At 59.7% G+C, this 12,986-nt stretch carries 11 protein-coding genes; 1 reads left to right on the top strand and 10 read right to left on the bottom strand.

The window, feature by feature from the left end; all coding sequences use genetic code 11:
- The 3 genes from ACZXDY_RS25650 to ACZXDY_RS25640 form a co-directional block, all read right to left on the bottom strand.
- Positions 1-702 (bottom strand): phosphohexomutase domain-containing protein (locus tag ACZXDY_RS25650; RefSeq protein ID WP_464347423.1); only part of this gene is annotated, 702 nt, incomplete at its 3' end.
- Between the two features lie 144 nt (positions 703-846).
- Entirely contained in the window at positions 847-2,259 is a 1,413-nt protein-coding gene (locus tag ACZXDY_RS25645; protein WP_464347422.1) for a mannose-1-phosphate guanylyltransferase/mannose-6-phosphate isomerase, read from the bottom strand.
- Positions 2,260-2,376: 117 nt separating this feature from the next.
- A complete protein-coding gene (locus ACZXDY_RS25640; protein WP_464347421.1) occupies positions 2,377-3,597 on the bottom strand; it encodes a glycosyltransferase family 4 protein in 1,221 nt (406 codons plus the stop codon).
- Positions 3,598-4,272: 675 nt separating this feature from the next.
- Here ACZXDY_RS25640 and ACZXDY_RS25635 point away from each other — a divergent pair.
- On the top strand, positions 4,273-5,280 hold the full coding sequence (locus ACZXDY_RS25635; RefSeq protein WP_464347420.1) for a glycosyltransferase family 2 protein: 1,008 nt from the start codon (positions 4,273-4,275) through the stop codon (positions 5,278-5,280).
- An 8-nt stretch (positions 5,281-5,288) separates the two neighbouring features.
- Here ACZXDY_RS25635 and ACZXDY_RS25630 read toward each other — a convergent pair whose 3' ends face one another.
- The 7 genes from ACZXDY_RS25630 to ACZXDY_RS25600 all read right to left on the bottom strand — a co-directional run bounded on the left by ACZXDY_RS25630 (position 5,289) and on the right by ACZXDY_RS25600 (position 12,767).
- Complete coding sequence (locus ACZXDY_RS25630) at positions 5,289-6,194, bottom strand: NAD-dependent epimerase/dehydratase family protein (protein ID WP_464347419.1); 906 nt, start codon at positions 6,192-6,194, stop codon at positions 5,289-5,291.
- Positions 6,191-7,957 (bottom strand): thiamine pyrophosphate-binding protein, encoded by a 1,767-nt coding sequence (locus ACZXDY_RS25625; protein ID WP_464347418.1) that lies wholly within the window; start codon positions 7,955-7,957, stop codon positions 6,191-6,193. Before ACZXDY_RS25625 ends, ACZXDY_RS25630 begins: the two co-directional genes overlap by 4 nt.
- Positions 7,958-8,061: 104 nt before the next feature.
- On the bottom strand, positions 8,062-9,411 hold the full coding sequence (gene rfbH / locus ACZXDY_RS25620) for a lipopolysaccharide biosynthesis protein RfbH (protein ID WP_464347417.1): 1,350 nt from the start codon (positions 9,409-9,411) through the stop codon (positions 8,062-8,064).
- 3 nt (positions 9,412-9,414) lie between these two features.
- Positions 9,415-10,506: a CDP-glucose 4,6-dehydratase gene (gene rfbG, locus ACZXDY_RS25615; RefSeq protein ID WP_464347416.1), complete on the bottom strand. Its 1,092-nt coding sequence runs from the start codon at positions 10,504-10,506 to the stop codon at positions 9,415-9,417.
- A complete protein-coding gene (rfbF, locus tag ACZXDY_RS25610) occupies positions 10,503-11,273 on the bottom strand; it encodes a glucose-1-phosphate cytidylyltransferase (protein ID WP_464347426.1) in 771 nt (256 codons plus the stop codon). Before rfbF ends, rfbG begins: the two co-directional genes overlap by 4 nt.
- 306 nt (positions 11,274-11,579) lie before the next feature.
- Positions 11,580-12,248 carry an FkbM family methyltransferase gene (locus ACZXDY_RS25605; protein ID WP_464347415.1) on the bottom strand — a complete coding sequence of 223 codons (669 nt, stop codon included), beginning with the start codon at positions 12,246-12,248 and terminating at the stop codon, positions 11,580-11,582.
- 132 nt (positions 12,249-12,380) lie between these two features.
- The gene (locus ACZXDY_RS25600; RefSeq protein ID WP_464347414.1) at positions 12,381-12,767 is read right to left on the bottom strand and encodes a hypothetical protein; all 387 of its coding nucleotides are present in this window, start codon (positions 12,765-12,767) and stop codon (positions 12,381-12,383) included.
- Positions 12,768-12,986 lie beyond the last annotated feature (219 nt).

Genomic DNA, 12,986 nt, shown 5'->3' with positions numbered 1-12,986 from the left:
CGGGTTCGGATTGTATTTCGGAAAGGTGTGGTCGAGCTCGGTGTCGAGCGGGATCACCTCGCAGCCGATCGCCTCCAGCACCTGCGGCGCGAACGCGCCGGCGGTGCCGTTGCCGCAGGCGGCCACCACCTTGAGCTTGCGCTTAAGCCTCGGCCGGTTGGTGAGGTCGGCGATGTAGCGCGCCGGAAAATTCTCGTGGAACTGGTAAGAGCCGCCGGCCTTGTTGGTGAAGTCGGCATTGAGCACTATCTCCTTGAGCCGCGTCATCTCGTCGGGCCCGAAGGTCAGGGGGCGGCTCGCGCCCATCTTGACCCCGGTCCAGCCATTGTCGTTGTGGGAGGCGGTGACCATCGCGACGCAAGGCACGTCGAGGTCGAACTGCGCGAAATAGGCCATCGGCGTCACCGCCAGCCCGATGTCGTGCACCTTGCAGCCCGCGGCCATCAGGCCGGAGATCAACGCATATTTGATCGCGGCGGAATAGCCGCGGAAATCATGCCCGGTGACAATCTCCTGCTTGACGCCGAGTTCCGCGATCAAGGCGCCGAGCCCCATGCCCAGCGCCTGCACACCCATCAAATTGATTTCCTTGCCGAACAGCCAGCGCGCGTCATATTCGCGAAACCCGGTCGGCTTCACCATCGGCTCGGATTCGAAAGCGTAGGTGTTCGGAACCAGAACGCGTTTGGGCTTTGGAAACATTTTTTAATGGCTCACGAGCGTAAAGAGCAACGCTGCAGGAATCGCGAAAGGCAGGATGCAGCTGCTCGCATCAGAAACACTCTGCAATCTTTGGGAAACGAACGAACCATATATTACGCCAAATTGCTGCAACCAGCTAAGCGCTCACGATCTCATGTAGTCATCCTCGATGCGGACGATATCATCTTCGCCCAAATAGCTGCCAGTCTGCACCTCGATCAGCTCTAGGGGAATCTTACCTGGATTCTCCATCCGGTGAATGGCGCCGATCGGGATGTAGATTGACTCGTTCTCGTGTACCATTTTCTGCGTGTCGTTCACGGTGACGAGTGCCGCGCCACGCACTACGATCCAATGCTCTGAGCGGTGGTGATGCTTCTGCAGTGATAGTCGGCCGCCGGCCTTGACGATGATGCGTTTGACCTGATGGCGATCGCCGATGTCGAGCGACTGGTAGGAACCCCACGGACGGTGCACTTTGAGGTGGTCATCGGTAACCTGCGGCGCGACCATCCGCAGCTTGCCGACGAGCCGCTTCAGCCCATTCGCATCCTTCTGGCGCGAGACTAAAACGGCGTCCTGCGTGGCGATGACGACCAGGTCCTCGACTCCCTCGAGCGCGACAAGCGCTTTGTCGGTTGAGACATTGCAATTGCGCGCGTCTTCGAATAGCGCCGGCCCCTGGGCGACATTGCCCTCGCCATCCTTGGCCGACAATTCCCACACGGCGCGCCAAGAGCCGACGTCGGACCAGCCGCAGGCGACCGGCACCACCGCCGCTTGCGCAGTCTTTTCCATTACCGCGTAGTCGATCGAATTTGCTTTGGCGTTCTCGAATGAGGACTTGTCGAGGGTAACGAACCCGAGATCCCGGCCTGCCTTGCTGACCGCATCGGTGACCGCGGCAACACTGTCGGCATCGAATTTGCCGTATTCCTCAAGCAGGGTAACGGCGCGGAACATGAAATTACCGCTATTCCAGAGGTAACCCTGCGCGACATATTTGGCAGCCTTCTCTGCGTCTGGCTTTTCGACGAATTTCGCCACGCTGCGAAGCCCGCACGTGATTCCCTCGCCCGGCCGAATATAGCCGTACTCGGTCGATGGGTGCTCCGGCTTCACTCCGAAGGTTACCATCCGCTCCACATTAACTCCGGCGAGGCCGCGGCGGCAGGCATCGAGAAAAGCGCCTGCATCGCGAACCACATGATCCGCCGCGAGCGTCAGTACGACGGCATCTTCCTGTCTCGCGCGGGCAAATGCCGCGCCTGCCGCGATCGCTGGGCCTGAGTCGCGGCGAGCCGGCTCCAGCAATACGTCGGCTTCGAGCCCGATCTCTGAAAGTTGCTCTACGACCAAAAAACGATAAGCGGCATTAGTAATGACAATGGGCCGCTCAAACAGGGACGAGTCGCGGACACGCTTAACGGTATCCTGGAAGGTCGAATTGGCGCCCAGGAGACGCAAAAACTGCTTCGGGCGCCCCTCGCGCGATGCCGGCCACAGCCGCGTGCCCGCGCCGCCGCACATGATCAGAGGGATAATGCGTTCACTCATGAAACTCGCCCGCTACAGCTTACGATTGTTGGTCAAATACCTGAATGTTCGATCGCATCCGACCGCGGAGGCATCGCATTTTGTGTCGGTTTGCGCAACCTTTACCAGTTCGTTCCACTACCGCAGGTCCAAACGACGGTAGGCATCAAGGACGATCCCGGCGCTTCGATACCAGTCGAACGTCTGCGCCCGACTGATCCGAAGTCTTCGAAGGGTCGCATCTAGATGTTCATTGCATGAAATTGCCTCACACAGGATGTCGCCCCACGCGTCGACATCCTCGGCCGGCGCGGTCCGACCGAAAGTTAGGCCGATCTCCTCCATCGCGGAACGAGAGCTGTATGCGACCGGCGTTCCACAAGCCATGGCCTCCACGACGGGCATACCGAAGCCCTCATACATCGAAGGCATCAGCAGTAGACGCGCCCCCTCATAAAGGCTTCGCAGCTGCAGATTGGAGATACCTCCAAGAAGGCGCAACGAACCTTCCGAACGAAGCGCGTCCAACTGCCGCGGCAAGTTCAGATCGCCCCACCCTTTTCCGCCAACGACGACGAGCGGATATTGAGTACGCGCGGACGGCGTCAGCTGTGCGTAGGCGCTAATGAGCGTCCGGAGATTCTTACGCGGCTCAAGCGTGCCCACTGCGAGAAAGTACTGGCCATGCTTTAAACCAAGTGGTGCGAGGTCGCGAGACGTCATGGGCTCGCCCCTCGGTGCGAACACGGGAGCCGCGGCCGGCGGCGCGACGAAAATGCGTTCCGCCGGATAGCCAAACATATCTATGATTTCGCGCTTGCTAAATTCGGAGATGGTGTGCACCAGCGGCGCGCGCGCAATGATGTCGCCGAGTGGGGCAAGCCATGCGACGCGATCGGCTGGATGATATTCTGGATGGCGAAATGTCGAGAGATCGTAGATCACGGGCAGAACGGGCACGCCCGGGTCCGACGGCGGGCGAAAATTGAAGGCGTGAAAGAAGTCAAGACGTTCCGATCGAACCGTCGCCGCGAAACCGCGCCGGTAGGCAACTCTGTACAGTAGCCGAGCAGGCCGAGCATCGGAGAAACGAACGGCCACCTGAATCGGGAGACGCGCAATACGCCTGAAAAACGAATTCCCCGAACGGGAATTCTCGTCGTCGCTTTCGTCCTGATCCGGAGTCGCCAGCGAGGCGAGTGTGATTTCGCGCCAACCGACGCCTACAAATCCCCGAAACTGATAAGACGACGTCTGTTTCAGAAGACCGCGCACTATGTGAAAGCTATAATTGGAGATGCCGGTCGCCGGGCTATATAGCATCCGGGCTTCGAGGCCGACAACGGGTCGTATCGTCAAAGCGACTTTCCTTGGTCACAGCGGTAGCTGATGTGAAGCGATTATACATGGTCTTGAAAACTGAAGCGAATTCGTCGATTTTAGGCCGCGACCACGCGGCGTTCCTGATGCCGGCGCCGCGCGAACTCGCTCCAAATCATAGCCGATGGCATGAACGCCTGGGGATCCTCGAACGCGATTCGCCATCCGCTGGTCATTACCGGCAGTCCGGCTTGCGGGGCCTCGACAAGATTCAACCCGTAGCTTTCAGCGTGTGCGCCGGGGGGCGGTTTTGAGGCCGCTGAGCCACAGCGAGCCTTAGATTTCAACTACGAATCAGAAGGCTGATGCGATCCATGGCAGCTTGGTAGACTAACGGAAGCGCATGTAACGTGACCATTCTGCCCTGCGGTGATCCTTAACCATTTACGTCTTTCCAGCTATTCGTCGCCTCGAGGTAACGGGCGAACAGTTGAAGCGATCCAAGTCTATGAGCCGCGGCAGGTGTGTCGAAGGGACGGGCGGTTTTCCATTTCTTCGTCCATGATTATCGACTACGGTCCGGTGGCGGCCGTCGATGTTCTCCTCGATGATGATCGCGTCAGCCTTTTACGGGTCTCTGATCGCCCGGTTCGGCGTCTGCCGGTTAGGGTGTTTCTTGACTGATCGATTATCGTATGCCGTTCGGAAAAACTTATGAAAACGATATCTGTGGTAACGCCGTGTTACAATGAGGAACTCAACGTCCGCGATTGCTACGAGGCGATCCGGAAGGTGTTTGCCGATGAGCTTCCCGGATATCGGCGCGAGCATATTTTCGCCGACAATGCATCCACGGACAAGACCCTGGCCATCTTGCGCGAAATCGCGGCGCAGGATCCCTGCGTCAAGGTCATCGTCAACGCGCGCAATTTCGGGCCCTTGAAAAACACCTACAACGGTGTGATGGCGACCTCGGGCGATGCCGTGCTCCTGTTCATGCCGGCAGATATGCAGGACCCGCCGGAGCTGATTCCGGACTTCGTAAGACAATGGGAGGTCGGCTACGAAATTGTTTTCGGCATCAGGGCCACGCGCGAAGAAGGTTGGCTGATGCGCACGGTTCGCAACTTCTACTACCAGGCGCTGACGCGATTTTCGGATCTGCAGGTGCCGCCGGGAGTAGGTGACTTCCAACTCGTCGACCGCCGCGTCATTGACGCCATGCGCAATGTGCACGACGGCTATCCGTTCATGCGGATGATGACGTTCGAGTGCGGCGGGCGCTCGATTGGCATTCCCTACACTTGGCGCGCCCGCAAGAAGGGTCTGTCTAAGAACCGGATCAGCTCGCTGATCGACCAGGGTCTCAACGGCCTTGTGTCTTTTACCGGGGCGCCACTGCGTCTCTGCCTGTTCGCCGGGTTCGTGCTCGCAATCCTGAGCTTCGGCTATGCCGCGTTCAACCTGATCCTCAGCCTGGTATTCTTCCGGAAATTCACTCCGCCGGGAACGATGACGCTGATTGTAGCGCTATTCTTCTTTGCGGGCGTCCAACTCTTCTTCCTGGGCATGATCGGCGAGTATATTCTGGCGATCTACAGTCAGGTGCGAGAGAAGCCGGTTGTCTTCGAACGGGAGCGGATCAATTTCGACGGACGGGATCGATCGGACAGTGTTCGGAGAGATCACGCCGGCGTTCCGTACGAGTCTAATCTTCACTAGACTAGCGATTAGGAGATGCCCTTCGCGACGTCGTCGAGCGCCGAGAGAACGACGTCCATCGATGTCCGCTGCGGATGATAGCCGATCTCGGCGGCGCTGTGATTGGCGGAGCCGTAATATGGCTTGGCGCCGGTGGGGCTCCCGCTCACCTGTTGGGAAAATTCAAGCCTGAGGCCGTATCGGGATTGCGCCGCACTAAGCAGCGCATGCTTGGTGACGGGCTCGAGCGTGTAGAGATCGGCGGATCGATTGCCAGCGCCCGAGGCGAGCCAGCAGCCGATCATCATCTGCAGCTCCTGCGCGCCCGCATAGTCGCGCGTCATATCTTCGGTCGACGTCACGAAAGCTTCTCGCCGTTCGATGCTGCGAACCAGCTCAGCCAGGAATGACGTGCCAGATCTGGCAATGGCAGGCTCTGCGTAGCCAAAGACCCTGATATCGAGGATGGCGCGGTCGGCGGCATAACGATGCAATGCTTCCGCATGAAGCTTGGCCATCAGATAAGGTGGCACCGAACCCAGTCTGTTCACCGGCAACGAGAGCGCGGCGTCGGGCGCGGCCGGCTGTCGGCTTCCGGCGCCGTAAATCGCGCCGGAAGACAGGAACACGTAGCGCGTTTCTGCTGCCATCGTTTCAAGCACGCGCCAATCCCATTCGTGCGTCACACGGAGGATCGTCGCGCCCATTGCGCTGACGCGAGCGGGATCGCCAGCCCCGATCGCATTGACCACCAAAGCGAAGTCACTGGCATTGAATTCGGACAACCGCCTGATCGAGACATGGCGCGGCCATTGTTCACGGGTCAGCACGGACGGATCGCGCGCAAACAGCGCAAGCGCATCGGTGCGGGAGGCGCCCCACCGTTGCGCCAAGCTTCGCCCGATATATCCCGTCGCGCCGAGGATCGCGATCATGAGGCCGGCTTGTAGAACGACGCCGGCCGGTCATAAGCGACGAAATGATTGCCGGCCGCGTACTCCGCTTCGTCGAGATAGGGGAACTGGTCGTTGATCGGCCGTCCCATTTCGAGCTTGGGTTCGATCAGCGTGTGTTCGCTGAGCACCACCTCGATCACGATGGGACCGCCCCTGAACAGTTCCGGCTTGATCTGGTCGAGATGCTCGATGCGGCTGTAGCGCAGGCCGTAGGCTTCCGCCACCCGGCCGAAATCGGGGGTGCCATAGCCGTCGCGCGAGGCGTCGTAACGGCTCCCCAGATAGCTGTCCTGGAATTGCTTGATGATGCCGTAGCTGTTGTTGTTCATCACGACGACAGCGATGTCGAAATTGTGCTGCCGAACCGTCTGCAATTCCTGGATGTTGACCTGGAATCCGCCGTCACCATTGATCGAGATGACCTGCCTGCGGGGCTCTTCGAGCTTGGCGCCGATCGCCGCCGGCAGCGCGTAACCCATGGGTGAATTGCCGCCGGCCGTGAACAGGATGTGGCGCTTGACCTTGAATGCCTGGTGCACCCAGCACACCGTCGCGCCGGTATCGGCGACCACGATGGCATTCTCGTCCACCACCGCGCTGATCCTGCGCATGACCTCGTAGGGCGACAGCGTGTTGAGGCGCCGCGCCGAGGTGCTGACTTCCTTGCCGAAATACTTCTGCTTCATCTCGCCGACATAGTCGCGCCACTCCGCAGCCATTTCGGGCGCGGAGATACGCGACAAGACCTCCGGAAGCTGACCGAAATCGAGGTGCGTGGTCCGATAACCATCGACCTTGTATTTCTTCAACTCCTCCGCATCGACGTCCACGACATGCACACTCGCGCCGGTGGCGAAATTTCGCGAATTGCCGGAACGCTGACGATTGTCGAGCCGGCTGCCGAGCACGATCACGGTGTCGGCATTCTGCAGGACGAAGTTGGAGCCGCGATTGCCGTACACGCCGATCTGCCCGACGAAGCCCGGATGATCGTTGTCGAAATAGGTCAGGCCCGCCCAGCTCGACACGAACGGAATCCTGGTTCGCGTCAGCCACTCGATCACCTCGTCCTGAACGCCGGCAAGGCCGACGCCGGCGCCCCAGAGCACGACCGGGCGGCGCGCGATGACCAGTGTCTGCGCAAGCGCTGCGGCTGCCTGCTCGACGGAATCGCCTCCCACCGGAGCAACCGGTAGGACGACCGGAGGTGCATCGCCCATATCGAGCTGCTGGATGTCCATTGGAACGTCGATCAACACAGGCCCCTTGCGGCCACTCATGGCGATCGCATACGCCTTGGCGAGCTCATGCCGGAGTTCATCGGCATCCTTCACCATCACCGCATATTTGGTGATGGGCCGAACCATCTCAGCGATTTTGGTTTCCTGGAATCCCGACTGCCGCACATTCGCACCGTGATAGGCCGTGCTCTCGCGCTGGTTGACCTGCCCGGTGATATGGATCGATGGAATCGAATCGAAATAGGAGCAGGCAATGCCGGTGATCAGGTTGGTCGCGCCGGGGCCTGACGTGGCCATGGTGACGCCGGGCTTGCCGGACACCCGCCAAAGCGCGTCCGCGGCCATCGCCGCCGACTGCTCGTGCTGGAAGCAGGTGTAGTGCAGTTCAGGATGTCGCGCCACCGCATCGATCAGGAATGCGCAGGCGCCTCCGGTCAGCACGAAAATGCGATCGCTGCCGACCCTGGCGAGGAACTCGGCTATGTACTCGGCTCCAGTCATCCCATCTTCCCCTCAACAGAGGCGCTACGTCTCTTGTCATGCTTGACGGACTGAACTCAATTCGCGTGCGGAGCACCCACAAGATGCTCCTTCGATGACAGTGGTCAGGCCGCGACCTTGGCCCGGCAGAATTCGCCGAGCTGGTCCACGACATAAGTCAGGTGATCGGTGGTGAGGCCCGGGAACAGCCCGATCCAGAAAGTGCGATCCACCACGCGATTGCTGTTGGTGAGCGCGCCGTGAACCCGGAAGTTGCGCCCGGTCATATAGGGCTGGCGCACAAGGTTGCCGCCGAACAGAAGGCGGGTATCGATCTTGTTAGCGTTGAGGAAGCGCACCAGTTCGTCGCGGCTGAACGGCGCGCCTTCGCGCACCATGATCGGGAAGCCGAACCATGACGGCTCGGTGCCGGCGGTTGCTTCCGGCAGGATCAGGAACTCTTCGATTGCTGCGAGCTGCGTTTTCAGGAACGCGAAGTTGGACCGGCGCGCCGCAATGAACGCTTCCAGATGATCGAGCTGCGACAAGCCGACAGATGCCTGCATGTCAGTGATCTTCAGATTGAAGCCGAGATGCGAATAGATGTACTTGTGGTCGTAGCCATAGGGCAGGTCGCCGAGCTGCCAGTCGAAGCGCCGCTTGCAGGTGTTGTCCTTGCCCGGATCGCAATAGCAATCACGGCCCCAATCGCGGAACGACTCCATCGCCCGGCGCAGCACCGGATCGTTGGTGAACACGGCGCCGCCTTCGCCCATGGTGATGTGGTGGGCGGGATAGAAGCTCACGGTTCCGATATCGCCGATGGTGCCGACGTGACGTCCGCCGACGGTCGCGCCCAGAGCGTCGCAGCAATCCTCGATCAGGTAAAGGCGATGCTTCTTGGCGATCTCGGCGAGGCGCACGGCGTCAAAGGGATTGCCGAGTGTATGCGCCACCATGATCGCGCGAGTCTTCTCGGTGATCGCCGCCTCAACCAGGTCGGGGGTGACGTTGTAGGACGGGATGTCGACATCGACAAAGACCGGCACCATGCCCCACAGCAGCGTCGGATTGACCGTGGTGGGAAAGCCGGTCGCGGCCGTGATCACTTCGTCGCCCGGCTTCAGCTGCCGCTCGCGCACCATATGCGAGGTCAGCGCCGAAAACGCGACCAGGTTGGCGGACGAACCGGAATTGACCGTCAGCACCGAGCGGATCCCGATGCGCGCGGCGAGCTTCTTCTCGAAAGCTTCGTTGAAGCGTCCGGTGGTGAGCCAGAAATCGAGCGCGGAATCGACCAGCGATTTCATGTCCGACGCATCATATTTGCGTCCCGAAACCAACACGCGCGATTGTCCTGGAACGAACGGTGCCGGCTGATGCGCAACCGAATAATAACGTTCCACCAGTTCGTGAATTTGCAGGCGGATGGCTTCCGCCTCGTCCACGGCAGTCGAGGGCATGGTCTGGGACACGAATTAGGCTCCGGCTTCCTGCAGCGCCGTGGCGCGGTGGCGTTCAAACAGCCAATCGATTTGTTGTAAAGCGGCCTTGCGCCGGTCGGCGCCGCGGGCGGCCGCGCGATACCAATCGACCGTCAAGCTGATGGCTTCCTCAAAGTTCAGCGCCGGCTGCCAGCCGAGCTCGTCGCGCGCCTTGGCGCAGTCGAGCTGCAGATAGCCTGCCTCGTGCGGCTGCTCGCCGCCATCGACGGCCCAGGACACCGGCTCGCCCCAGTGATGGGCCAACCGCTCGACCAGCTGCCGAACCGGCACGTGACTATCCGAAGCGGGACCAAAATTCCAGCCAGATGCGTAATTCTGGCCATGCCGGATCAGGTGCTCGGCAAGCCGCAGGTAACCGACGATCGGGTCGAACACATGTTGCCACGGCCTGACTGCGGCAGGAAAGCGGATGTGCAGCGTCTCGCCAGAGGAGAAAGCCCTGATGGCGTCGGGAACTAACCGGTCCTTCGCCCAATCTCCACCGCCGATCACATTGCCGGCGCGGACGGAAGCAATGGCCGGATCGTCTGCCCGATAGAAGAAGCTCCGGCGATACGCGCTGGTGACCAGTTCAGCGCATCCCTTGCTGTTACTATAGGGATCATGTCCGCCGACCGGATCGATCTCACGGTAGCCTTGGCGACGGCCGTCATTCTCATAGCATTTGTCGCTGGTGACGATGACCGCGGCACGCACGCTCGGGCAGCGGCGCACAGCCTCGAGGACATGCACCGTTCCTATCACGTTGGTTGCATAGGTCTCGATCGGCTCGGCGTAGGAAAGCCGCACCAGCGGCTGCGCCGCCATGTGGATCACGATCTCCGGGCGGGCCTCCTCCATCGCCGCGGATACGCAGTTGAAGTCGCGGATGTCGCCGATACGGTGCTCGACGTCTCCTTCGACTTCGCTCGCGATGAACACACCGTCACCGTGCTCTGGCGGCAGCGCCAGGCCGAACACACGGGCGCCCATCGCCTTCAGCATCATGGATGCCCAGCTTCCCTTGAAGCCTGTATGTCCAGTCAGGAAGATGCGGCGGCCCCGCCAGAATTCCGCTTCGATCACCAAACTCTCCATTTGGCTTCACCGCTGTTCCATTGATCTTCCAGGAACTTGCGGTCGCGCAGCGTATCCATCGGATGCCAGAATCCCTGGTGGACATAGGCCCGCAGTTGATCGGTGCGCGCCAGCGCTTCCAGCGGATGGCGTTCCCACACGGCGTCGTCGCCTTCGATCAGATCTCCGACTTTGGGGGAGAGCAAAAAAAATCCACCATTGATCCACCCGCCGTCGTCTTCCGGCTTTTCCGCGAAGGACAGTACGCGGTTGCCGTCTACTTCCATCGCGCCGAACCGCTTCGCCGGGCGGACCGCCGCAACGGTCGCAAGGCGTCCGTGGGATTTATGGAAGGCCATTTCCGCGTTGATATCGATGTCGGAAACGCCGTCGCCATAGGTCAGCGCAAAGACCGGTTCGTCGGCGACATGATGCAAGACGCGCTTCAGCCGTCCGCCGGTCTGGGTCTCTTCTCCAGTATCGACCAGGGTTACCCGCCAGGGCTCCGCTGTGCGGCGATGCACTTCCATCCGGTTGTCCGCGACATGAAACGTCACGTCGGACATGTGCAGAAAATAGTTCGCGAAATATTCCTTGATCACATAGCCCTTGTAGCCGAGGCAGACGATGAAATCGTTGAAGCCGTGATGGCTGTAGATCTTCATGATGTGCCAGAGGACCGGGCGTCCGCCGATCTCGATCATGGGTTTGGGCTTGACCGAGGTCTCCTCGGCGATGCGGGTTCCGAGACCACCCGCGAGAATGACGACCTTCATCACTGGCTCTTGTTCGCCCCAAATACGCCCCACAGCCAAAAGTAGCACGGCGTGAATTACTCTTAACGGTATCGCGACGTTGAAACAACAAAGATATCCTTGGATCGGGCGCTTTCCGGTTTCAACTCGATGGAGAGCGTGCCCTGCGGATTGCCGGTCTTGGTTATTCAAGCAGAAAAAGCAGCAGAGATTGCCGCGGCCATCGAGTCTAGACCCTAGGGCTTGCGAGGTTTGTACGACCAATCTCCGTAATTGTACTACCTCACCGGCTGCAACTCGCTCGCCTCGCGTTGCGGCGATTGTCGCTTAACCCCGATAATAAATTTCGTTGGGAGGCATCGAACGCCAAAGCGCATATCCCCGATCCCTCATTTCGGATCCATATTTCGGATCTTCAAAAAGGTTTTCAAGAATTACAACCTTGGGGCGATACCGAGCAATGGAAAAACCCCGTAAGACGCTCAGTTCCCAGCCTTCAACATCGACAGCGAGAATGTCGATCATTTCGAGTTTCGGCTCATGCTGAGCAAGGATCGTATCCAGCGTTCGCAGCTTCACCTTTATCGTTTCAATCGTCCTCTTGCCGGCAAGCGATTCGTGTAACTTCGCGTAATCACCAGCGATTCCAAGCGACGAGAAGCTTTCATTTGACACCGCGCCGCCCATGTATTCAGCACCCCAAGAGTCAACAACATAAAAGTCCACGTTGTCGCGATCCTCATCGCCGCAGGCATATTCGAGGACCTCAAATCCCAATGCCCGATGAGCAGCGCAAAATTTGGGATTTGGTTCGATGGAAATGACTTTCCAGCCGAGCCCCCTAAAGCTCGCGCCAATCGAGAGATAGTCAGGCCGCGCCGCGCCTACCTCGATCATGACCCTGTTACGGCGCGGGAAGATCCCAAGTCTTTTTCGCGCTGGCCGTGAAAAAAAATGGTCTCTGACAACGAGGTCAATGTCATGCTCGGCGGCCATGATGGGAATACTCAATTTGTGGAGATGTTATCTACCATGACTCGCTAACCGGCAACAAGGCAGCGCTGACGTCCCGGCACTGTTGGTCGTCGCACTGCCGATGCGCATGCCGCTCGCGTCGTAGAACGTGCACTATTTCTTCTCCCAGTTCAGAATCCGATCATGCGCGGGCTTTTGACGTCTCATATCGCCGATCTTGAGTGGCGATAGCGCCCACGCTGCGCCGGTCATCATCGCGAGCGTCTTCTCGTATGCTCGGCCCGTCCGGTTGGTGTACCGACAGGCGTATAGCCGCGGTTTCGCCGCGTGCCTAGAAATCGACTTGCCGAGACGGGACGTTGAATTCTCATCACCGCTGCCGTCGTGATCCGCCGTAACGTTGCGCATCGAGGTGAGATTGATGTTGCGCCAGCCGATGCCCACAAATCCCAGGAGACGATACGACGACCTCTGTTCGAGAAGCCCGCGCACTATATGAAAGGTATAGTTGGAAATGCCCATCATTGGACCGTGCAGCATCCGGCTTCCATCCCGACTGCGAATCGTCCCCCTCAAAGCGACCCCTCTCATCACTCCGGCAGCGTTCGGCTACTCTGGCCCTTTCGGTTCACGGCGCGTCTCCCCACACTGGATTTCTCCCTGCCAGCTGCTGAGAATCGCCCCGGGAACCCAGCTGATTGGGTACAGCGAGGTTCCTCTCCGCTATCCAACCAGGCGACGTCAAGTGCCGCGAGCGTT

Source organism: Bradyrhizobium sp. LeoB3 (assembly GCF_055456055.1).
Note: the sequence above shows the minus strand (reverse complement) of the source record. Positions and strands in the feature narration are given on the sequence as shown.

What these genes read in the sequence shown, in the direction of transcription:
- ACZXDY_RS25645 (WP_464347422.1), bottom strand. Translation starts at nt 2,259, where the DNA reads ATGAGTGAACGCATTATCCCTCTGATCATGTGCGGCGGCGCGGGCACG.
- ACZXDY_RS25635 (WP_464347420.1), top strand. Translation starts at nt 4,273, where the DNA reads ATGAAAACGATATCTGTGGTAACGCCGTGTTACAATGAGGAACTCAAC.
- ACZXDY_RS25630 (WP_464347419.1), bottom strand. Translation starts at nt 6,194, where the DNA reads ATGATCGCGATCCTCGGCGCGACGGGATATATCGGGCGAAGCTTGGCG.
- ACZXDY_RS25625 (WP_464347418.1), bottom strand. Translation starts at nt 7,957, where the DNA reads ATGACTGGAGCCGAGTACATAGCCGAGTTCCTCGCCAGGGTCGGCAGC.
- rfbF (WP_464347426.1), bottom strand. Translation starts at nt 11,273, where the DNA reads ATGAAGGTCGTCATTCTCGCGGGTGGTCTCGGAACCCGCATCGCCGAG.
- ACZXDY_RS25605 (WP_464347415.1), bottom strand. Translation starts at nt 12,248, where the DNA reads ATGGCCGCCGAGCATGACATTGACCTCGTTGTCAGAGACCATTTTTTT.
- ACZXDY_RS25600 (WP_464347414.1), bottom strand. Translation starts at nt 12,767, where the DNA reads ATGCTGCACGGTCCAATGATGGGCATTTCCAACTATACCTTTCATATA.